The organism is Terasakiella sp. SH-1, assembly GCF_004564135.1.
Lineage (GTDB): Bacteria > Pseudomonadota > Alphaproteobacteria > Rhodospirillales > Terasakiellaceae > Terasakiella.
This window is the reverse complement of the sequence record NZ_CP038255.1, coordinates 3,019,797-3,042,069: the sequence shown is the minus strand read 5'-3', so window position 1 is coordinate 3,042,069 and position 22,273 is coordinate 3,019,797. Positions and strand designations below refer to the sequence as shown.

Sequence of the window (22,273 nt, the reverse complement as noted above, 5' to 3'; positions counted from 1 at the left end):
GGCCCTTTTGTAGTTTAAGAAAAACAAGCTTCAACCAATTGTTTGAAAGCATCAGCACGGTGGCTGATTTGATGTTTGGCTTGCGGGTCCATTTCAGCAAATGTGATGTCGTAACCCGCAGGCTTGAAAGTCGGGTCATACCCAAACCCTTTCTCCCCACGTGCTGGCCAGACCATTTCACCGTCAACGCGCCCTTCAAATGCTTCGGTGTGACCATCAGGCCAGGCAATGGACAGCGCACAGATAAAGGCGGCTGAACGATCCGCCTTTTGTTCAATCGTGTCATATTCAGCCACCGCATCGGCGACTTTCTTTTGGGCGCGATCAAAATCTTTGCGCGGGCCAGCCCAACGGGCGGAATAAATGCCGGGTGCTCCACCCAAAATCGTCACACTGAGACCGGAATCATCAGCCAGTGCAGGAAGACCGGAAGCTTTGGCCGCCGCCACGGATTTAATCAGGGAATTTTCAATGAACGTTTCCCCGGTTTCATCCGGTTCAGGCAGGTTTAAATCACCTGCGGAAATGACTTCCATGCCAAAGGGGGCAAGCAAGTCCTGAATTTCACGAACCTTGCCCGCATTATGGCTGGCAATCACAAGTTTTCCGGCTTCCAGTTTGCGCATGGATGATTACTCCAGACCTAAAGCTTCACGTTGTTTGACAACCAGTTCACTCACCCCTTTTTGTGCAAGGCTGAGCAACTGCATAAATTCATCTTGGCTGAACGGGTCTTCTTCGGCGGTGCCTTGAATTTCCACAATGCCTTCTTTGCCGGTTAGCACAAAATTGGCATCGGCCTGGGCGGAGCTGTCTTCATCATAATCCAGATCAAGCACAGGTGTTCCTTCAAAAATACCACAGGAAATGGCTGCAACTTCAGAAGAAAGTGGAATGGTTTCCAGCTTGCCTTCTTCAAGCATTTTTTGAAAAGCCGCATACATGGCGACATAGGCCCCGGTGATGGAAGCTGTACGGGTGCCGCCATCAGCCTGAATGACATCGCAATCCACACGGACCTGAATTTCGCCCATGGCTTTCAAATCACAAACCGCACGTAAAGAACGCCCGATCAAGCGTTGAATTTCCTGCGTGCGACCAGATTGTTTACCACTGGAAGCTTCGCGGCGCATACGGCCGTGGGTGGAACGGGGCAACATGCCATATTCCGCTGTGACCCAGCCTTCGCCACTGCCGCGCATCCAGCCGGGAACTTTTTCTTCCACTGTGGCTGTACATAGCACGTGGGTGTCGCCAAATTTGATCAGACAGGAGCCTTCGGCATATTTGGAGAAACCCATCTCAAAGCTGATTTCACGCAATTGATCGGCTGCGCGCCCTGATGGTCGTGTCATTAGTCGATCAAATCTTCTTCGATGATGGAAATATTCAGATCATAAGACACTTCGCCTTCGTCTTCATCACGGTGTAAAACGCCGATAAATTCATCCAGAATATAGACTTCAACCGGGTGTTCCGGCTTTTTGGGCGGCTGGATACGAATCTTGTCATTGCCGAAGGTTTTGCGCAGATGCGTTGTAACTTTTTGGATTTCTTCCATCGTGATCATGAGGTGGGTTCCATTATGCGAAAAGTTGAGTTTCTTCGGGTGTACCATAGGGGTCTGGCATTGGACAACAGTTAAGCGTGTGAATTTTCCAGAATGGAATTTCAAGGGAGGAAAATCGCGTTTTTTATGCTATAGTTTCTTCCACTAATGATGGGGTATGCATGAAAAGACAACTGGCTGTTTTTTTCTTTCTGCTGTTGGGCATGGTTGTGCCTGCGCGGGCCCATGATTGTACCAAGGTTGTTGTGACGGCCCATCCGGAATACCCCCCCTATCATTGGCATGAAGACGGTAAAATCGTTGGGGCCAGTGTAGCGTTGACTGAAAAGATTTTCAAAGAATTGGGGGTCGAGGTTGAAGCCCGCTATGAAGGCCCTTGGAAACGGGTGCTGGCAAATGCCCAGGCCAATCATGTGGATATGGTTCTTGCCTTGAAAAAAACAGAAGAACGCAGCAAGTTTCTCAACTACACCACGTCCCCGATTTTCCCCAACCCTTTTGCTGTCTTTGTCAAAGTGACCCGTCCGTTTGATTATACCCAATGGAAGGACCTGTTGCCTAAACGAGGGGGCAAAAATGCCGGGGACCGATATGGAGAACCATTTGATAGCTTTGCCCGGAAATATCTGGAACTGGAAGATGGCTTTTCGACGGCCAGTAATGTCAAAAAACTGATCAATGGGCGAATTGATTATTTTATCCACGGGCGTTACGTCGGTCTGGCACATTTTGCCACGATCAAGGAAGGTGATCAGGTGGTCGCGTTGGCGCAAAATATTAATGAAGGCGTTATTCACAGCGGCTTTACCAAAGGGTCGCCCTGTAACATGTTTCTGCCCTATGTGTCGCGTCGCTATCAGGAAATGATCGCCAGTGGGGAAGCGGTTGCCTTGTTGCAGCAATATGTGAAACGCTGGTCGCAATTTGCCCAAACGAAGGTGAAGAATTGACGCATCGCTGATGGCGAACTAAATTCGTTTTCATGTTAAGTAATTTGAATGAGAGATCGCGCGATATCTTTCGCCGCATTGTTGATGCCTATATGGCAACCGGGGAACCTGTGGGCTCGCGCACGGTGTCCAAGCTGTTGGAAAATTCCTTGTCACCGGCCTCTATTCGCAATGTGATGGCTGATCTGGAAGATATGGGCTTGCTCCATTCGCCCCATACCTCGGCGGGACGTATGCCAACGGAAGAAGGTTTGCGCCTGTTTATCGACGGGGTGATGGAAATCGGTGATCTGTCAGAAAATGATCGCCAAGCCATTGATGTGGAATGTGCGGCCAAGGGACGGCGTTTTGACGATGTGATGAATGAGGCTTCGGGCATGATCTCCGGCCTGTCGGGCTGTGCTTCCCTTGTCTTTGCGCCCAAGGCGGATTCGCCTTTAAAACATATCGAATTTGTCAATCTTTCACCAGGGCGCACGCTGGTGATTATGGTGATGGAAAACGGGTTGGTGGAAAACCGGGTGATTGAAACTCCGCCCGATATTCCGGCCAGTGCGCTGGTTCAGGCCAGTAATTATCTGGGTGCCAAGCTGGTGGGCAAGACGGTTTCTGGCGGTGCGGATGAAATTAATCAGGAACTTCAAACCCATAAGACCCAGCTGGATGAGCTGACTAACAAGGTGGTTGCCGCAGGGTTGGCCCAATGGGCCGGTGGCGGCGAGGATTCAGGTTCCTTAATTGTGCGTGGACAGGCCCATTTGCTGGATGATATTTCTGCCATTGGGGATCTGGAACGTATCCGTTCGTTATTTGAGGCTTTGGAAACGAAGGAAACTTTGCTAAAGCTTCTGCGCCTTGCAGATAACGCGCAAGGTGTGCAAATTTTTATCGGCTCGGACAATCCGTTGTTTAATGTGTCCGGCTGTTCTATGGTGGTGGCCCCATTTCATGACGGTCATCAGAAAATCGTCGGCGCAATTGGCGTGATCGGGCCTACCCGGATCAACTATGCGCGCATTATTCCCATGGTCGATTATACCTCCAAGGTGATCGGCCGATTGATTGGTTAACCGAGTTAAAGAGAAGACGACATGTCAGGCGAAAATACACAGGCAACTCCTGAAGAAACACAAAACGCAGCTCCTGAAACGGCGACAGAAGCACAAGCTGCTCCCACAGAGGCAGAAGAAACCCTGCAAGCAGACGCACAAGGGTTTGCAGATGATAAAAAATCTGGTGATCGTGTGGGGGAGCTGGAAGCTGAACTGGAAGAAATGAAAAGCAAATGGATGCGCGCTGTTGCTGATGAACAAAATGTGCGCCGCCGGGCTGAACGTGAAAAACAGGATGCGTTGAAATACGGTGTGACGAACTTTGCCCGTGAAATGGTTTCTGTGGCTGATAACCTGCGCCGCGCTATGGACAGTGCCCCAGATGATATGAAAGACACCGATGTGATCAAAGGTGTTGAAATGACGGAGCGTGAGTTGCAAAACGCCTTTAACAAGGCGGGTATCAAACGTATTGAAGCTGCGGGTCAGCCCTTTGACCACAATCTGCACCAGGCCATGTTTGAAATTCAGGACCCAAGCCAGCCAGCCGGGATTGTTGGGCAGGTCATGCAGGATGGCTATGTCATCCATGATCGTCTGTTGCGCCCAGCCATGGTCGGCGTGACCAAAGGTGGTCCGAAATATGAAGCGGGTAGTGAAGAAAATACTGCTGAAGACAAACCTGCCGAAGAAGCCGCCGCTGCAACGGATGCTTATGAAAAAGCAGGGGCTGATTCTGGTGAGCAGCTCAATCAGGAAACTTAATTTTACTTTGTCATTCCCAACTTGATTGGGAAACTTGGTGACAAGAAAGCCCCCGTACATTGTGCAGGGGCTTTTTCTGTGTCATCAGGTTAAATCTTTTGCCAAAATATATTCATCATGGAAGGTGCCTTCATAAGCATAACTTTCCCGTTTAGTTCCTTCAAATTGAAAGCCGCGTTTCAGAAAGAAGAAAACAGCACCAAGGTTATCATTCACAACTTTTGCCCTGATTTTGCGAAGTTGCTTTTTATGTGCCCATTCTTCGGCCTTTTCCAGCAGGGCGGTGCCGATCTTTTGATTGAGGTGTTCTTTCAAAATGGCGATGCCAAATCCGCCGTGATGGGCGCGTTCGGTGTCATCCATATGACCAATCCAGATATTGCCGATGATCTGGTCTTTTTCTTTGGCCAGGATGACCTCGTGATACTCACGATTTTCACGCAGATAATAATCCATCCATTCCTGTCGCAATTCCATAGTTTCCACAATCGTTGGGACGAAAGGGTGTTGTTGTGACAAGGTGGTATGTAGCTCTACCAGCTGTTTTGCATCTTCAAGACGGGCCCGCACGATTTCCATAACAATCCTCCATAAGTTCATGGACGTTGTTATGGAAGGCCGTGAGGCTTTTTCTTTTAGCCTGAAATCATATCGCGCAGCTGTTTGGCCGCAACGGTCAGCATGGCAAAATCGACACCGGGGGTGGTTTTCATTTCTGCCAGCATCTGGTCAGTTTGATCCACCACAGTCTGGTTTTTTTCAATCCATTGGTCCAGACCAACGATGGGGTCACAGCCTGATTTACATTCATCAATGGCAGCGTAGGTCAGGGTGGACTGATAGGTGTAAAGGTCTTCGATTAAGGCCCCAACAGCCAGTTTTTGCCAGTGGTTTTTCAGCCCGAGCTGTTCACCTGTTGCCCGCATCCAGCCCAGATCAAAACGCGCCCCAACGGCAAAATAGATTTTAGAGACATCGACCACATCCATTTTGCGTGAATGGGCAATGCCAACGATATCACAGCCAGAGACCAGCACGACTTTGCCCGCAACACTTTTCGCCAGTTGTTCAGGCACGCCATTGTCGATAAAGGTCTGGGCTTGTTCCAAATGACCTTTCAGCACATTTTCCGGCAGAACCTCTTCAAGGCGATCGCCTAATTGCTGCAACCCGTCAGAAAAGGCTTCGACCGTTTTGCCAATATCAAGGGGTTGTTCGCAATTGCGCAGGAACCATTTGGTGCCACGATCAATCAGGCGGTTGACTTGTAACAACATACGGGCCTGTTCCTGTGCCGGGATCTTATTATCCAGAGCTTCGATCTCAGCCCAGGTTTCACGCAAGCCAAACGAATCGCGTGTCACCAGATAGGCTTTGGCAATGTCATCGGGGGTGGCATTGGTGTTTTCCATCGTCTGGGTGACAAAAACACCACCAACCCGGTTAATCAAAGAGTTGGTAATATGAGTCGCAATAATTTCACGACGCAGCATATGGTTTTTAATCTGCCCTTTGAATTTGCTTTGCAAGGCCGTTGGGAAATAACGGATCAGGTCCTCTTCCAGGCGCGGGTCATCGGGCAAGCTGGATGCCAGCAGCTGGTCATAAAGCCAGATTTTGGCATAAGGCATCAGGACAGAAATTTCCGGACGGGTCAGCCCCCGTTTGGCAGCTTGACGTTCGGCCAGAACCTCATCATTGGGCAGAACTTCCACATCCCGATCCAAACGGCCCTGACGTTCCAGATATTTCATCAAGCGGGCCTGTTGGTCTAAAATGTCTGTGGCCCGTTCATGGATCAAGGTGATGGCCTGACTTTGCAGATAATTGTCACGCAAAACCAGATCAGAGACTTCCGGTGTCATTTCTTCCAGTAATTTATTGCGCTGTTTCATGGTCATATCGCCATCAGCCACAACCTGATTGAGCAAGATTTTGATATTGACTTCATGGTCGGAACAATCCACGCCAGCAGAATTATCAATCGCATCGGTATTGTTGCGCCCATGATGCAGGGCAAACTCAATCCGGCCCTTTTGGGTACAGCCAAGGTTTGCCCCTTCGCCAATGATTTGGCAGCGCAGCTCGGTTGCATTGATGCGTACCGCGTCATTCCCCCGATCCCCTGTATCGGCATCGGTTTCATGGGTTTCCTTGATATAGGTCCCGATCCCGCCAAACCACAAGAGTTCAACCTCTGACTTCAAGATTGCCTTGATCAATTTATTGGGGGATAGGGACTTTGTACCATTGGGCAGGCTCAGGGCTTTTCGAATTTCAGGCGTGATGGCAATCTGTTTGGCAGAACGTTCAAAAATGCCTCCCCCTTTGGAAATTAGGGACGTATCATAATGACCCCATCCTTTTACCTCATCAAACAGGCGTTTGCGTTCTTCCCACGAGGATGCGGCATCCGGGTTTGGGTCAATGAAAATATGAAGGTGGTTAAAGGCGGCAACCAGACGGGTATGTTTGGAAAGCAACATGCCGTTACCGAACACATCCCCGCCCATATCGCCAACCCCGACGGCGGTAAAATCGTCATTTTGGATATCTTTGCCGATTTCGCGGAAATGGCGTTTCACCGATTCCCATGCGCCTTTGGCTGTAATGCCCATTTTCTTATGGTCATAGCCCACCGACCCGCCAGAGGCAAAGGCATCCCCCAGCCAATGGCCGTATTCTTCGGAAACACGATTGGCAATGTCTGAAAAAGTGGCTGTCCCCTTATCAGCTGCAACCACCAGATAGGGGTCATCTTCATCATGACGCACAACCTGTTGCGGCGGGATGACTTTGCCACTGATGTAATTATCGGTTAAATCCAGCAGGCCGCGAATAAAGGTGATGTAACATTGAATACCTTCATTTAAGAAAGCATCACGCCCGCCTTCGCTTGGGGGCTGTTTGACGACAAAGCCACCTTTGGAACCAACCGGGACAATGACGGCATTTTTGACTTGCTGGGCTTTCACCAGACCAAGAATTTCAGTGCGGAAATCTTCACGGCGATCTGACCATCGCAAGCCCCCACGTGCAACCGGGCCACCGCGCAAATGGACCCCTTCAATCCGCGGGCTATAGACAAAAATCTCACGCCAGGGACGGGGCAGGGGCAGGTCTTCAATTTCAGTGGAATTGAATTTGAAAGAGACATAGGGTTTTGTTTCGCCTGTGGTGCGGTCTTTCTGGAAATAGTTGGTACGAAGCGTGCAATCAATAATATTGAGGAAACGGCGCAAAATCCGGTCTTCATCGGCATTTTGGACGGTATCGAGAATATCGAGAATTTCTTCCCGGATTTTTCCAATTTTTTTCGCATCATTGGCAGCTGTGGGATCAAATTTTTCATAGAAAAGATTGACCAGCAAGCGAGTGACTTGGGGGTTATAGGCCAAAGCGCGTTGCATATAGGTTTGAGAAAACGGAATATTGGCTTGGCGTAGATACTTACAGAGGGCGCGCAGCAACATCACCGGCCAAGGCTCAATCCCGGCCTGAATGACGAGACGGTTAAAGCCATCATTTTCCACTGTCCCATTCCAGACATGGCGGAAAGATTCCTGAAAACTTTTGCGAATAGCAGACAGGTCAACGCCTTCACCACTGGCAGTTTCCAACCCAAAATCATGGATCATAATGATATTGATGTCATCGTGATTGGGCTTAACCGGATAGGGGTGTTCGTCTAAAACCTGTAGTCCCATATTTTCCAACATAGGCAGAACATGGGAAAGGGGCACGGCTTTTTGAGGGTGATAGAGCTTAAAGCGCACCACATTTTCTGAGGCTTCAATCGGACGATAGAGGCTGAGTTGCAGCTCTCCTGTGTCCAGTACGTCATCAAGCTTGGCAATGTCTGAGACGGCAACGGCGGCATTATGGCTTTCAATATAGCCTGCGGGAAAGGCATTGGCATAACGGCGGAACTGCTCCAGACCTTTTTCTTCACCGTGGCTGGTGACAAGCTGGTTGCGCAGCTGGTCAATCCAGTTGCGGGCCGCTTCAATCAATTGCATTTCGACTTCGAAAATATCAACCGATCTTTTGCGTTTATCCGGTGTAGACACCAGCACATGCAGCCGGGCCAGTGGGGCATCACCGATCTGGGTATAAAATGCCATGACTTCGCCATTAAAGGCCCGTTCCAGAATATCCTGCATGACATGGCGCAGTTCTGTTGTCATGCTGTCGCGGGGAATGAAAATTTGGCAGGAGGCAAAGCGCTGGAAGTCATCATGACGCACAAACAGGGCGACGCGCTGGCGTTCTTGTAAATGAAGAATCCCCATGCAGATTTCATAAAGCGATTCTTCTGAAATCTGGAAAAGTTCATCGCGTGGGAAGGTGTCGATGATATGGGCAAGCGCCTTGCGGTTATGGCTGGAGGGTTCAAAATTTGCTTTTTCCATCACATGATTGAATTTCATGCGCATGAGTGGAATATCATGAGGTGCCCGGCTATAGGCAATGGACGTAAACAGGCCGACAAACACCCGTTGACCAATGACTTTACCCTTGGCGCCATAGCGTTTCACGCAAATCACATCCATATAGACCGGGCGGTGAATGATGGATTTATGCGACGTTTTCACCAGCATGATGGAATAAGGGCCTTCGGTGAATTTCCCTTTTTCAGAGGCGGGGCTGGTGGCGAGCTGACTGATTTCATCCAGAATGTCTGATTGTGGGTTGGACAAGATGCCCAAAGCGCTATCCATGGACGGGATAACCGTTTTGCCTGAAATCTCGAAATCACAACTGCCCAGAAAGGTGAAATGATCATCATGGACCCATTGCAGGAAGTCACAGGTTTCGCAGGCTTCTTCTGATTTGGGTTTGGGTTGTTTCTTTTTCAGTTCATTAACTGTGTCCTGGGCCAGTTGGCGCATGTCGCGCCAGTCCCGCACGGCAGCATCACCTTCTGTCAGGCAGTGGCGCAAGGAATCGTGGATGGTCTGAAGCTGCTTTTGATCTGAATGGCGATTGACCAGAAACAGCATAAAGGATTCTTTTGAGCAGCTTTTCTCACAAGCCTTCATTTCATCGGCTGTGCAGGTTGCCAGCATTTTACCGTCCAGAGTGCGACATAATTCCATGACCGGATGAATGGTCAGGTAGATGGTCATGTCATGTTCTGCCAGAGCCGATGTGATGGAATCCACAAGGAAGGGACGGTCTGCAACACAGATTTCAATGACGGTATGGTCTGTTTGCCAGCCATGTTCTTCCAGATTGGGGTTATAGACCCGCACCAGTCGTTCATCAGCTTGACGGTGGCTGGCAAAACGCCAAAATGCGAGAACGGAACCGTAAATTTCTTCTTCATCACGCCCGATCAGGTCATGAGGGGGGACTTTGGCAAAGAACTGTCTGGTAAATTTGGCAGCGTCAAAGGCATCTTCTGGATTGAGCCGATCATTAATCAACGTGGCGACCTTTTCAATCAGGTCCGCTTTTTGTTGTTCTGACTTTGAAAGCGTCTTGTTCATCCCATTTATCCCTGTTCTCGCCCGTTTTTTCGGGTCGTTAAACATGTGAGGATTTTTCCCCTATCTTTATAGGCTAGGTAAAAATCGCCAATTTACAAGAGGATAGGTGGATTTTATTGATTTATTATGAAGATTTCCCGATTCGCAGCAATTGGGAAAGGCAAAATCTTTACAGCGACCCGTTTGACGATTAAAACAGGGGTATTCTTTATCTATGGGCTTTCATCGTGAGAATCCTCTTCATTACCTCCACACGTATCGGCGATGCAGTACTTTCAACGGGTTTGTTGCAGCATTTGATTGACGCCCACCCTCAGGCGCGTTTTACCATTGCTTGCGGCCCAGTCGCGGCCCCTTTATTTGAGGCAACCCCGCAGGTTGAACGTGTCATTGTGATGACGAAAAAGAAACGATCCATGCATTGGGTGGACCTGTGGAAAGAATGCGGCCTGACCTGGTGGCACAGGGTGATTGATCTGCGCAACGGCCCGATTACCTATTTATTCCCGACCTTGCGCGGGACGCATTTATTGCGTGATGATAAAAGCAAGCATCGCGTTCAACTGTTTTCTGATTTACTGAAATTGTCAGAACCACGCGGTCCGGTGTTATGGACGACTGAGGAACATGAGCAAGTCGCAGATGATCTAATTGGGACGCCTGAGGGGAAACTTCTTGCCATTGGCCCAACGGCTAATTGGCGGGGTAAAACGTGGCGGGCAGAAAACTTTTTGGAACTGGTACAGCGCTTAACATCTGAGGGGGCACCATTTCAGGGGGCCAAGGTGGCGCTGTTTGGTCATATTTCAGAACGTGAACAGGCCCAGGCCCTGATTGACGGTTTACCAGAAAACCAAAAAACCGACTTGATCGGGGAATATAGCCTGCCTGTTGTTTATGCCTGTTTGAAACGTTGTGATTTTTATATTGGTAATGACAGCGGCTTGATGCATATGGCTGTGGCAGCACAAATACCCACACTTGGCCTATTTGGTCCCACGCAGGAAAAACTCTATGGCCCGTGGGGGAAAAATTGCGCGGTGGTGCGTACCGCCACTCCATTCCTTGACCTGTTTGACGAAAACTTCGATCATAAGAAAACCGATAGCCTGATGGACAGTCTGTCTGTGGATATGGCTTATGACAGTGCCTTGAATTTATGGGAAGAGCAGCAATGAATTTGGACGAACTGATCAAAAATAACGAAATTGTTCAGATGGTGAAACAGTCCATTGATGATCCGTTCATGTTGGTACTCACGATGGGGCTGGGCGTTTCTGTTTTTATGTTGATTTTACTGCGCTTGACGTTTTTAAGTATGGGTAAGGCCGATAAAAAGAAAGCGCAGGAAGTTTTATAACGTGTAGTCCCAGCCGTTGCGGGCAAACAGGGCCGTGGACCCACAATATGAAAAACAGTGGTAGTTATTTTTCTTGATGTGCTGGTAGATTTTCGTTTCTGTGACAGCTTCTACAGTTTGTGCATGAATTTCACAGATAATGATGTCAGGGGCATAGGTGGCGAAATCAAAACTGCCCAGAACAGACATCTCGTGCCCTTCGACATCCACATTCAGGACGTCGATTTTTTTTGTCCCCAGTTGTTCTTCAATGACTGTATTTAAAGGGTCCGCTTTGATCTTTTCGATGGAATAGGGCTTTCCAATAAGCTTGCTTCCTTCGTCCGCCGCCTTTTTATCCAGTGTGTTCAGGCCACTGCCGGGATCAAAAATATAAGATTCAATCTCTCCGCTTTCTTGGGTGATCGCGCGTTGAATGCTCTTGTCTTTTTTGCGAAGGCGATTACACAACATGATATTATCAGCTGTCAGGTCAATGTTCAGCCCGGTCCAACCCATTTTGTAAAGCGGATAGGTGGTGTTGCCGATGACCGGGTGATTACAGCCCACATCAACAAAAGTGCCGCGATAATTCTTTTTCTTAAAACGCCCAATGCGATAAATGCGTGCGACAATCAGGTCTTCGCCCCAACTGGCATAAGCTTGAAAAGGGCGAAATTTCATGAGGCGGTAGAGCTTATATAAAAAGCGATGTTTGATATGTTTGGCCTTAAACTCAGAGACGGCTTGTTTCATATCGCTTACCATTTTCCTTCAGTGACCAGACGGCGCAGGTGTTTTTGCAGACGCTTCAGCCCCTTTTCCTTGCCGGCTTTGCGACGTTTGGGCCAGATGCGGGTGGGGTCGGCGACATGGCGCTCATGACCTGTATTGATCATCGCAGGTGGGTCAAGGACAACGCAGTAAAAATCCTGTTCCTTATAGCAACAGCCGATATCCAGCTCATTGGTGAAGCGGGCATAGCCCTTGATCAGGTCATAATCGCTTTTGCGGCGTAAACCCGGTTTGAAAGAGAAGAACCCCCATTCCCAGCCTTCTGCAATACTAAAAGTCAGATAGCTGGCTCCATTGATATCAATCTTTTTTTCTTCTTTAAACAGTTCAACACTTTCCGTTGCAATATTGGCATCGGCAATGCTTTCCAAAAAAGGCTGGAGGATTTTGGGTTCTGTTTCCAGAATTTTTAAGGATTCTTCAATAAAGCCGGAACGGGTGAACTCCCAGTCATCTTCACAGTGAAAAATATAAGGGGTGTCGATGGTAGCATATGCATCAACGATGGATTTGATCTGGCCCTTTTTTTCTTTATTGGCCCAAATCTCAAAGCGATCCCCAAACAGTTCTTCAACTTGCTGATAAACATTATCATCACAGGAATCTTCGGTGATGATGGCGCGTTTGATCGGGTAGGTGTTGTATTTTTCGAAACTTGTGATGGTCTGTTGCAGCAGGTCGACGCGACCACAACTGGTCAGAACAAAGGTAACTTCCGGCTGGCTCATACTTCCTACCCCGATTGAGATGATGATGGGATGCTTGTAGCAGAATTACGGCAGTCTGACAGTAGCGTTTTTTCGAAAAATACTGCAAAGATAAACCAACTGATCGCCTTGTAGACTGACCCCACAGGAAGAGGCGAGATAGAGCAGAAATTCAGAACTGAAAAAACCGAATTTATGTTCTTTCTTGGCCCATTTCCATACCCGCGAAATAATCTTTTTTTGTGCTGCCTTTTTATGTTTGGCACTCAGGTCGTCATGGTCTTGCAGGTGATAGGCCAAGGCAATGGTCGCATCATGGATGACCTGTGCATTGTTGTTCATAATGCGCCCCGGTTCATCTTTTGGTGACAGGCAGACCGTATGTCGCACTTGTGCCAACGTGCCATGGGTACATAGGCGAATGAATAGGGAATGATCTTGGGAGAAAACCCGTTCATCACAGCCGCCTGCCTTTTTAAAGAGAGATTTCTTAAACAGGCAATGGCTGACCCGAGCAAAGCCGCGATCAATCACACTATAAAGCGGGTCTTCAAAACGAATGACTTCCGGCTGGTCTGGTTTTTCAAAGGAAATCTCCGTTTCATATTCCCCTGAAATACCGAAGACAAAATCACTTTCTGTTTCCTTCATAGTCTTGAGTAGAAGTTCTGTACAGAAAGGGGCGAGAATATCATCTGAATCTACAAGCTTGATCACATCACCGCGTGCAACCTTTACCCCATTGTTCGTGGCAATGGCAACGCCCTGGTTTTTTTGATCAATCAGAACCACATTTTCAAGCCCGGCAGTTTCACGCTTAACAACCTGCATCGACTCATCGCTAGAACCATCATTGATAAAGATGAATTCACGTTCAAAATCACCTTGTTGGCATTTTAAGGCATCAATTACACCGGGGAGAAAAGGCGCTTTGTTATAGACCGTGATGACATACGAAACTTTAGTCACGAACAGGCACCACATCAAAGGCAATGGCAATGCGTGGCTGGGTGCTTTCTGTCGGCACGGTGGAGTGATAAAGATAAGAAGGGAACAGTGCGACCAGCCCCTCTTGTGGTTGCAGGAATTTCAGGCGTTCGGTTGTCAGATTGGGGAATTCATCATTGATTTGCCCAAATTCGATATAGCCTGCGTTATTGGGGTTATCTTCTGATTTCATCACATCAGGCAGGCGTACGTAATAGCAGCCACTCATCCAGGCTTCGCCATGGATATGGGCAATCTGGCGACCCGGTCCGGACAGTATATTGGCCCAGGATTTAATCCGCCATTTTTTCGGGGCCGTTGCCACAAACTGGTTGTCTGGATCATCGGGCAGGTTGGCAATATAATTTGCGACCTGTTTTTCCATAGCAGCCTTGAGATGTTTTACCGGTCCCATAGGTTCGGAATAGATATCTTTAACTTCCTTGCCGTAACGTGTGACCTCATAATGGTCAAAGGAGAAGAGCTTTGGGTGGTTCTCCACATGTTTGACCAGAGCTGCGTTAAAGTCATCAATATCCTTATAACCATTTGGCACATCGACCCATTCAGGTTTAACGAAAGTGTCAAAATCCATATAACGATCATATTCTTCCCCGCCGCCCAGCTGATCAAGGGCGGTGAGCTTCCAGGCTACAGCTGTGGTTTCACCGGGGAAGATTTCCAAAGCTTTTTCTGCAGCGGCCAAACCTTCCTTGGGTTTATTTTGGCTGAGCATAATATAGGAATGGGCCATATGGGCAGAATGGAAGTCTGGTTTCAGTTCCAACGCTTTTAAGATGATCTCTTCGGCTTCTTGCGGTTTGCCTGCCTGATTTAAGGTGTTTGCGAGTTTGGTGTAAAGCACGGCCTCTTTCGGGGCCAGGTCAATGGCCTGTTTATAAAGGGTTTCTGCATCATCCCATTTGCCTTGTGTATCGACCATATCTGCCAGTGTGACAATCAGGGCGATATCCTGGGGGGCTTGGTCTATTAATGCGCGGAAATTCTGTTCAGCCTCTTCAAATTTTTCAGCGATAAACAGCGCATCACATAAATGGCGCTTGGCGGCAAAATAATCTGGTTTGATCTTGATCGCTTTTTTAAAGGATTTAATGGCTTTGTCCGGTTCGTTCATCCCCAATAGGGTCAGGCCCATATTGTAATGGGCCAAGGCGAACTTCGGGTTGCCTTGCAGGGATTTTTTGATTTCGCTATATGCGTCGTCAAATCTGTCTTGTTTTAGATAGGTAACGCCCAAAAGATTGCGTGCATCGGAATGTTTGGGGATTTGTTTGAGAATTTGAGACAGCAAGTCTTGAGCCTGTGGCAACTGGTTCGCATTGATTTGTTGCATGGCCACTTGCAGGGCTTGTTGAAGGGAAAGGTTCTGTTGCATGGTTGCGTGCCTCAAATAGGGAAAGTCGATGTGTCGAACTATACGGTGTTTTGAGAAAATTTAAACCTGATCTTTTTCCAGCCGCTTTGCCGCTGTCCGGGCAAAACTTAAGGTCAGGCTTTTACGTCGTGCCCCATTGAGTTTGTGTTCAGGGCTATGGCGGTGCAGATAGCCTTCAAATTTATCAGCAATGATCAAGCCATGTTCTGCTGGCAGGATATCTTTAGGGAAGTCTTCATCAACACTAAAGGCAAAGAAATCACAATAGTCTAGATAGTCTTGCCATTTCAGGTCACTGCGGAAATCTTCAAGGCTCGATTTGACTTCAACGATAAAAATCTGACCTTTTTTGTTGAGGCCCATCAGGTCGGCGCGGCGATCATTGGGCAGGGTGACTTCGTTTAGGCAGGCATAGCCCATATTTTGTAAAAGAAGCTGTGTACCTTGGGTGATCTCAGCGGTTTTTGTCATTTGATGAATGACATGATGTCATTTTTTAAAGCAAAGGCGATCATGGCTGTGACAAATAGAACGATGACAGAAGCTGTGAAACCAGCCCAAACCTGTGACCAGAAGCCGCTTTTCCTATTTATAATTTGTACAACACGAGCATCCTTTGCCCGGCTTTCAATGCTCGGTTTAGCGGCTTCAATAGCAGCCTTGGCATATTCTTCTAAAACGTGTTCGGCATCGCTTCTATATGTTTCTACCAATTGAGGGGTGAGCATTTCATAATATTTGGCGCGTTCTTCATCTGAGCGGTGGGATGACATCAGCCATTCCCGTTTACTTTTTTTATAAAATCCGTACGCAACATATCCGACCAGGTCGCCATGCTCATGCACGAGTAAGTCGTAGGCGTATTTATTCTTATCCTGAAACTCATTCATGATTAATGAGACCGATGAGCTTTAACAGTATTCAGGGCGGATTGAATTATGTCGTGACGTAAATGCTTTTCTTGTGTGCCGTTGGGTAAGGAAACAAGTTCATAAAGGTTGTCATGGCCCAGCATTTCTTTTGCATTGGCAAAATCATTGTCGGTTTTTCTTTTTTGGGCATCCATGATTTTTTTGGCAGCATAAGCGAACAAACCGATGCCTGCTAACATTAACCAAAAATTACCATTCGATTTTGACATGAAACGCGCCTGATATCTAATTACATCTCTAAAATATAGGATACTTACCCAGTTATGAAAAGCCCGCAGTAATATGGCTGCGGGCTTTTTTGAGGCTTATTTCACGCGCAAGACTTCAACGCCCGGCAGTTCCTTGCCTTCCAGCCATTCAAGGAAAGCGCCGCCTGCGGTTGAGATATAGGTGAAATCCGCTTTGGCCCCGGCATGTTCAAGGGCTGCAACCGTATCACCACCACCGGCAACAGAAACAAGTGAACCTTCTTTGGTCAGGGCGGCGGCAGCTTGGGCAGCGCCGTTTGTACCATTGTCAAATGGGGCAATTTCAAAGGCGCCCATCGGGCCGTTCCAGACGATGGTTTTGCATTTGGACAGGCGGTCTTTCAGGTCTTCAACAGAAGCTGGGCCGACATCCAAAATCATCTCGTCCTTTGCCACACCGTCAGCCAGGGCAACTGTACGGTTTTCGGCATTGGCGGCAAACTCCTTGGCAACCACACCGTCAACGGGCAGCACGATGTCACAGCCATTTTTCTCAGCATTGGCTAGAATTTCCTTGGCGGTATCTGCCAGATCATGTTCACACAGGGAATTGCCGATATCCACACCTTGAGCATTGAGGAATGTGTTCGCCATGCCGCCCCCGATGATGAGCATGTCCACTTTGGCCGACAGGTTGTTGAGAACATCCAGCTTTGTAGATACCTTGGCCCCGCCGACAAGGGCAGCAACCGGGCGTTCGGGGGCTTCCAAGGCCCCGCTAAGGGCTTCCAGCTCAGCTTGCATCAAACGACCAGCTGCAGAGGGCAACAGGCGGGCAAGGGCTTCGGTGGATGCATGGGCACGGTGAGCACAAGAAAAGGCGTCGTTGACATAGATATCGCCCAGTTTTGCCAGTTTTTCGGCAAACGCCTGATCGTTATCTGTTTCTTCCTTATAATAGCGCAGGTTTTCCAGAATGCAGACGTCGCCGTCAGATAGGGAAGCGACTGTTTTTTCAGCTTCTTCACCGATGCAGTCAGAACCGAATTTGACGTCTTTACCCAGTTTTTCAGCCACTGCACCCGCAATCGGTTCCACACTCATTTCCGGGACACGCTGGCCTTTGGGGCGACCATAATGTGTGATCAGAACAACACGGGCACCTTTTTGCACCAGCTCTTCAATGGTGGGCAAGGTGCGGTCAATACGTGTGGTGTCTGTGATGGCACCGTCTTTCATCGGGACGTTCAAGTCAGCACGCAGCAGAACGCGTTTGCCTGCAACATCATAATCACTAAGTGTTTTGAACTGGGACATGGGAATTCCTTAAAATATGTGATGGTATCTAGAGACCCTTGAGCGCACTATACATATTTTTGTTGGAAATTTAAGCCAAAAAAAGACCCTCTTTCAGGTCTGGGGAACTGAAAGAGGGCTGCGAGATTAATGCTGAAGGGAGGGTACCTGTTCAGCGGGTAAGGGGATCATGCGAAATTCCCGATTTCTTTTCATTGCGAATTGTCAATTCTCTTTAAGAAAAGGGCGTAAACCATCCCTTAACTCTCTTTCGATAAGGTGGAGCATAACCAAAACTCTGTTTGAATAGTCATGAGAGAATGTGATGGCGCGCACCACATCCAAAAGCCAACGGACTCCTTTGTTACCTGCGGCGGTCAAAGATTTTTTGTTTAATCGTGCAATTGAAACATCCGGTTTGTTTTTAGGGGGCAGTGCCATCATTTTGGCGATGATTCTGCTAAGCTATACGCCAGGTGATCCGTCTTTTAACAGTGCCTCCCCTCATGATGTACAAAATTTGCTTGGTCCGGTTGGGGCCTATGTTGCCGATATTATGATGCAATCCTTTGGCCTGATCAGTACGCTACCTGTGTTGGTGCTGTTTTCCTGGGCCTGGCGTATCGCGTCCAAACAAATGGTATCCAATTTGTGGATGCGTCTTGTTGTGTTGTGTTTTAGCGCTTTTTTATTGTCCATTGCTTTTCATGTGTTGCCCATGCCCTCTGATTGGCCGTTGCGCAGTGGGCTTGGGGGCTTGTCCGGCCTGATGCTCTCTGAACGGATTATGGGGCTGTTTGCCTTTGTCGGGCTGGAAACCTTGCCGTTTCTTGATTGGGGAATTGCGCTTTTGGCGGCGGTTCTTGGCGGGGTTGGATTGATTTATGGATTGGCCTTATCCAAAAATGAATGGTCGCATATGGGGCATGGTGTGGCTGTGGCGGCACGCGGTACCTTGAATGGGTCTGTTGAAGCGGTGAGCAAAGGGGTTAGTGTTCTTCAACGTACCAAGCTGGACGAGATGATTGAGGAAGAAAGCGGTATTGTAGAAGAGGCCCCTGTCCTTAAACGTAAGAAAACACAGACCAAGATTAGCACGCCGGACGTTGAAGACGTCGCCTTGCCGAAAAAGACGCAGAAAGCCAAACAGCAAAATTTGGTCCTTTCTCCAGATAGCTATAATTTCCCGCCCCTTGACCTGTTGGCCGAAGCATCTGCTTCGCAAAAACAGGCGGCTAAGATTGATCGTGCTGCCCTTGAACATAATGCGGAACTGCTGGAACAGGTCCTTTCTGATTTCGGTATTAAGGGGGAAATCGTTGAAGTCCGCCCCGGTCCTGTGGTGACGCTTTATGAGCTGGAGCCAGCTGCGGGGACAAAAACATCACGGGTGATTTCGCTGGCAGATGATATTGCGCGTTCCATGTCTGCTGTCTCTGTGCGTATCGCAGTTGTACCGGGGCGTAGCGTCATCGGCATTGAATTACCCAATGCGCGTCGTGACACTGTTTATCTACGTGAATTGGTTGAGGCTGATAGTTTCAATAATCCGAAAGCCTCATTGAATATGGCACTCGGTGTGGATATTGGCGGTCAGCCTGTTATGGCCGATCTGGCTCGTATGCCGCACTTGTTGGTGGCAGGGACAACCGGTTCCGGTAAGTCTGTGGGTGTGAATACCATGATCTTGAGCCTGCTTTATCGCATGACGCCGGAACAATGTAAGTTCATTATGATTGATCCAAAAATGCTGGAACTGTCTGTATATGAAGGCATTCCGCATTTGTTGTCTCCTGTGGTGACAGATCCGGGCAAGGCTGTGATGGCGCTGAAATGGTGTGTTCAGGAAATGAACGAGCGTTACCGCCTCATGTCCAATCTGGGGGTGCGTAACATCGCAGGCTATAATGCCAAGCTGGAAGAAAGCCGCAAGAAAGGCGAAGTGCTGACCCGTCGGGTGCAAACCGGTTTTGACCCGGAAACAGGCAAGCCGATCTTTGAAGAACAGCCACTGGATATGGAACCCATGCCGTTCCTTGTGGTGATCGTCGATGAATTTGCTGATCTGATGTTGATGGTGGGTAAAGAGATTGATGCCTGTATCCAGTCTTTGGCGCAAAAAGCGCGTGCTGCCGGGGTGCATTTGATCATGGCAACGCAGCGTCCTTCAACTGATGTGATGACCGGGACGATCAAGGCCAACTTCCCGTCTCGTATTGCTTTTACAGTGACGACCAAGATTGACTCCCGCGTTATTTTAGAAACGCAAGGGGCTGAACAGCTCTTGGGGATGGGGGATATGCTCTTTAAACCTAATGGCGGGCAGGTTTCGCGTGTTCATGGTCCATTTGCTTCTGATGAAGAAGTTGAAGAAGTGGTCAACCACCTGAAGAAACAGGGTGAGCCTGCTTATGTGGATGCGGTCACAGAAGAAAGCGATGAACCGATTGACGGTCTGGTCATGCCCGCAGGTTCTGTAGGGGGCAATACATCCAGCGGTGATGCGCTTTATGACCAGGCAGTGCAAATTTGTATTCAAGATGGTAAGGCATCCACCAGCCACATCCAGCGTCGCTTGTCTATCGGCTATAACCGGGCAGCGCGTATTGTTGATCAGATGGAAGAAGACGGCATTGTGTCAGCCCCTGATCGGGTTGGGCGGCGTAAAATTCTTGCAGGTCAAGACGGGGTTGAATAAGCCTGTGAAAAAGAAGAAGGGGGAAAGTGTTTATGCTTTCCCCCTTTTTTGTTTGTCCGTTTAATCTGAACGGACCTTTTCAAGGAAATGACGGACTTCCTGTTGTAGCACGTTGGCTTGTTTGGACAGGTCTGTTGCCGCAGAACTGATTTGTTGTGCGGCTGATCCAGTTTCCCCGGCGGCGGTTTCAACAGACTGGATGTTGACAGAAACTTCGGCTGTGCCTTGAGATGCCTGTTCGACATTACGGGCGATTTCCGTGGTGGCTGCGGTTTGTTCTTCCACCGCTGCTGCAATGGAATTGGCGATTTCGTCAATTTCAGTGATGGTGGAGCCAATATTATGGATGGCATGGGCTGCCTCTTGTGTCACCGATTGGACTTGCGATATTTGCAGGGCAATATTCTGGGTGGCTTTGGCCGTTTGATTGGCAAGGTTTTTAACCTCGCTGGCAACAACGGCAAAGCCTTTGCCTGCCTCACCAGCCCGTGCGGCTTCGATTGTTGCATTCAGGGCAAGAAGGTTGGTCTGTTCGGCAATATCGGAAATCAAATTGACGACTTCACTGATTTTACCGACTTCTTCGACCATATTTTCAACGGTTTCTTTTGTGGTGTCTGCCTGAACGGCAGCCCGGTCAGCAACGCTTGAAGATTGTTGGACATGGCGGCTGATTTCTTCTTCAGATGCAGCCAGTTCTTCGGATGCGGCTGCAACCGTTTGTACATTGGTGGAGGCTTCTTCTGCCGCTGCTGCGACTGTGGTGGCTTGCGAACTGGTTTGATTGGCGGTGTTTGACATTTGTGTGGAAGAGGCTTGAAGCTGTGTCACAGCCGAGGTAACGCTTTCCACCACTTGACCAACAGAATTCTCAAAAGTGGTGGCCATTTCATTCATGGCTGCCTTGCGTTCGATTTCAGCTTGTTGTTTGTCCGCTTCGGCCTGTTGTTCCAGTTCTTTGACGCGCAGCATCTGGTCTTTGAAATGGCTGACAGACCCGGCCATATCTCCCAATTCATCACGACGCTTTGTATAGGGCACATCAACATGCAGGTTGTTTTGAGCCATTTCTCCCATGACATCGGTCATGGCAACAACTGGGCGGGCCACAGATTGGGCCGTATACCAGCCAGCTCCACTGATTAAGAGTAACCCGATTGAGGCAATGCTCGCCATGGTCCATTCCATTTCTGTGATGGTGGCAAAGGCTTCTTCCTTGTGGATTTCGGTCATGATGGCAAGGTCAAGTTCCGGCAGGTAATGGTTATGCCCAAGCACTTCATGACCATTGGGGCCTTCATAGACGAGGTTCTGACAAATATCGGCTCCGCGTTTTGTTTCGCGGCGCTCAAACGTATCGGTGAGCCCTGTGGTGTCGATTTTTTGGGTGAAAATGGCTTGATCATTGTGGCGAGTATTGGATTTTAAGATACCGTCGGCCCCGGCAAGATAGGTTTGTCCGGTTTCCCCCATACCTGTGGTGACTTCCATCAGATGTTCGATTTTATCGACATTTACATCGACCACATACATGGCAATGGGCTCAAACGTGTCACGATCCCGAATGACATGGCTCATATGAACGCTGGGCTTTTTCAGCTCTTCACAGAATTCCAGCGGGCCGACATACAGGTCGTGACATTCATCGCCTTTTTTTGTGTGCTGTGCTTTTTTTAGGGCGGCCTGAAACCAGTCTTTGTCAGCCTCATTCTGATTGATGTTTTGTAGGCTGATCAGATGATTACCCTTGAGATCAAGGATTTTCATCTCGTTATAATAGCCGTGCAGGCGCTGGTTGATTTCAAATTCATGTCGCACATCTTTTTGGGCTTGCGCCTTTTCTGCCGCCGTCCCATTGAGCAAGGTTTTGGCCGCATTGATGTAGAACGGGGTTAAAGGTACAGAATGAACATCTGCCTTGCGGTCTTTGAGCCAGTTTTTAATCGCAAGGGTTTTATATTCGGCAACAGACGCTAGTTTTGCATACGCTTCGTCTTCCAGTGCATGGTTGGCGCGATTGAGCATCATGATGCCAACGATAAAGAACGGGATCAGCCCGATGGCAAGAAAGGCTGAGATCAGTTTGGGGGTGAGTTTCATTTTCAT

The 22,273-nt window shown here is 48.6% G+C and carries 20 protein-coding genes; 6 read left to right on the top strand and 14 right to left on the bottom strand.

The genetic code is table 11. The features are described 5' to 3' along the window. Positions 1 to 14: 14 nt before the first annotated feature. From rdgB to E4K71_RS14320, 3 genes are read right to left on the bottom strand one after another with little or no spacing between them, the layout of a single operon-like run. Entirely contained in the window at positions 15 to 626 is a 612-nt protein-coding gene (rdgB, locus tag E4K71_RS14330; protein WP_135080749.1) for an RdgB/HAM1 family non-canonical purine NTP pyrophosphatase, read from the bottom strand. A 6-nt stretch (positions 627 to 632) separates the two neighbouring features. Beyond that, positions 633 to 1,355 carry a ribonuclease PH gene (gene rph, locus E4K71_RS14325; RefSeq protein ID WP_135080747.1) on the bottom strand — a complete coding sequence of 241 codons (723 nt, stop codon included), beginning with the start codon at positions 1,353 to 1,355 and terminating at the stop codon, positions 633 to 635. Further along, complete coding sequence (locus tag E4K71_RS14320; RefSeq protein WP_346504506.1) at positions 1,355 to 1,570, bottom strand: DUF3126 family protein; 216 nt, start codon at positions 1,568 to 1,570, stop codon at positions 1,355 to 1,357. The genes rph and E4K71_RS14320 overlap by 1 nt, the downstream gene beginning before the upstream one ends. Before the next feature lie 161 nt (positions 1,571 to 1,731). Between E4K71_RS14320 and E4K71_RS14315 the strand changes: the two genes are divergently transcribed. Genes E4K71_RS14315 through grpE form a run of 3 tightly spaced genes read left to right on the top strand, consistent with a single transcriptional unit; the run spans position 1,732 to position 4,337 of the window. Next, positions 1,732 to 2,520, top strand: coding sequence for a transporter substrate-binding domain-containing protein (locus E4K71_RS14315; RefSeq protein WP_135080745.1), 789 nt, complete (start codon positions 1,732 to 1,734; stop codon positions 2,518 to 2,520). 32 nt (positions 2,521 to 2,552) lie between these two features. Then, positions 2,553 to 3,590, top strand: coding sequence for a heat-inducible transcriptional repressor HrcA (gene hrcA, locus E4K71_RS14310; RefSeq protein ID WP_135080743.1), 1,038 nt, complete (start codon positions 2,553 to 2,555; stop codon positions 3,588 to 3,590). A 21-nt stretch (positions 3,591 to 3,611) separates the two neighbouring features. Next, positions 3,612 to 4,337, top strand: a complete 726-nt coding sequence (grpE, locus tag E4K71_RS14305) for a nucleotide exchange factor GrpE (RefSeq protein ID WP_135080741.1) — start codon at positions 3,612 to 3,614, stop codon at positions 4,335 to 4,337. A gap of 84 nt (positions 4,338 to 4,421) precedes the next feature. Here the strand turns inward: grpE and E4K71_RS14300 are convergent, their stop codons facing one another. Further along, positions 4,422 to 4,916 carry a GNAT family N-acetyltransferase gene (locus tag E4K71_RS14300; RefSeq protein WP_167730589.1) on the bottom strand — a complete coding sequence of 165 codons (495 nt, stop codon included), beginning with the start codon at positions 4,914 to 4,916 and terminating at the stop codon, positions 4,422 to 4,424. 56 nt (positions 4,917 to 4,972) lie between these two features. Then, entirely contained in the window at positions 4,973 to 9,829 is a 4,857-nt protein-coding gene (locus tag E4K71_RS14295) for an NAD-glutamate dehydrogenase (RefSeq protein ID WP_135080737.1), read from the bottom strand. A 227-nt stretch (positions 9,830 to 10,056) separates the two neighbouring features. On the opposite strand from E4K71_RS14295, the gene E4K71_RS14290 reads away from it, so the two are divergent. Together E4K71_RS14290 and E4K71_RS14285 are read left to right on the top strand one after the other, a co-directional pair. Beyond that, the gene (locus tag E4K71_RS14290; RefSeq protein ID WP_240796819.1) at positions 10,057 to 11,007 is read left to right on the top strand and encodes a glycosyltransferase family 9 protein; all 951 of its coding nucleotides are present in this window, start codon (positions 10,057 to 10,059) and stop codon (positions 11,005 to 11,007) included. Beyond that, complete coding sequence (locus E4K71_RS14285) at positions 11,004 to 11,189, top strand: hypothetical protein (RefSeq protein ID WP_135080733.1); 186 nt, start codon at positions 11,004 to 11,006, stop codon at positions 11,187 to 11,189. Before E4K71_RS14290 ends, E4K71_RS14285 begins: the two co-directional genes overlap by 4 nt. On the opposite strand, the gene E4K71_RS14280 is transcribed toward E4K71_RS14285, so the two are convergent. The 8 genes from E4K71_RS14280 to E4K71_RS14245 form a co-directional block, all read right to left on the bottom strand. Next, entirely contained in the window at positions 11,184 to 11,924 is a 741-nt protein-coding gene (locus E4K71_RS14280; RefSeq protein WP_167730587.1) for an FkbM family methyltransferase, read from the bottom strand. The two genes, E4K71_RS14285 and E4K71_RS14280, sit on opposite strands and share 6 nt — an antisense overlap. 5 nt (positions 11,925 to 11,929) lie before the next feature. Continuing rightward, positions 11,930 to 12,691 (bottom strand): glycosyltransferase, encoded by a 762-nt coding sequence (locus tag E4K71_RS14275; RefSeq protein ID WP_135080729.1) that lies wholly within the window; start codon positions 12,689 to 12,691, stop codon positions 11,930 to 11,932. Between the two features lie 45 nt (positions 12,692 to 12,736). After that, complete coding sequence (locus E4K71_RS14270; protein ID WP_167730585.1) at positions 12,737 to 13,639, bottom strand: glycosyltransferase; 903 nt, start codon at positions 13,637 to 13,639, stop codon at positions 12,737 to 12,739. Then, the gene (locus E4K71_RS14265) at positions 13,632 to 15,053 is read right to left on the bottom strand and encodes a tetratricopeptide repeat protein (protein WP_135080725.1); all 1,422 of its coding nucleotides are present in this window, start codon (positions 15,051 to 15,053) and stop codon (positions 13,632 to 13,634) included. Before E4K71_RS14265 ends, E4K71_RS14270 begins: the two co-directional genes overlap by 8 nt. Before the next feature lie 60 nt (positions 15,054 to 15,113). After that, positions 15,114 to 15,524 carry an MmcB family DNA repair protein gene (locus tag E4K71_RS14260; RefSeq protein WP_135080723.1) on the bottom strand — a complete coding sequence of 137 codons (411 nt, stop codon included), beginning with the start codon at positions 15,522 to 15,524 and terminating at the stop codon, positions 15,114 to 15,116. Then, positions 15,521 to 15,943, bottom strand: a complete 423-nt coding sequence (locus tag E4K71_RS14255) for a hypothetical protein (protein WP_135080721.1) — start codon at positions 15,941 to 15,943, stop codon at positions 15,521 to 15,523. Before E4K71_RS14255 ends, E4K71_RS14260 begins: the two co-directional genes overlap by 4 nt. A 2-nt stretch (positions 15,944 to 15,945) precedes the next feature. Then, positions 15,946 to 16,194, bottom strand: a complete 249-nt coding sequence (locus E4K71_RS14250; RefSeq protein ID WP_135080719.1) for a hypothetical protein — start codon at positions 16,192 to 16,194, stop codon at positions 15,946 to 15,948. 96 nt (positions 16,195 to 16,290) lie between these two features. Further along, positions 16,291 to 17,490, bottom strand: a complete 1,200-nt coding sequence (locus E4K71_RS14245) for a phosphoglycerate kinase (protein WP_135080717.1) — start codon at positions 17,488 to 17,490, stop codon at positions 16,291 to 16,293. Positions 17,491 to 17,794: 304 nt separating this feature from the next. On the opposite strand from E4K71_RS14245, the gene E4K71_RS14240 reads away from it, so the two are divergent. Then, positions 17,795 to 20,167: a DNA translocase FtsK gene (locus tag E4K71_RS14240; RefSeq protein WP_135080715.1), complete on the top strand. Its 2,373-nt coding sequence runs from the start codon at positions 17,795 to 17,797 to the stop codon at positions 20,165 to 20,167. 60 nt (positions 20,168 to 20,227) lie between these two features. Here the strand turns inward: E4K71_RS14240 and E4K71_RS14235 are convergent, their stop codons facing one another. Continuing rightward, complete coding sequence (locus E4K71_RS14235) at positions 20,228 to 22,273, bottom strand: methyl-accepting chemotaxis protein (protein ID WP_240796818.1); 2,046 nt, start codon at positions 22,271 to 22,273, stop codon at positions 20,228 to 20,230.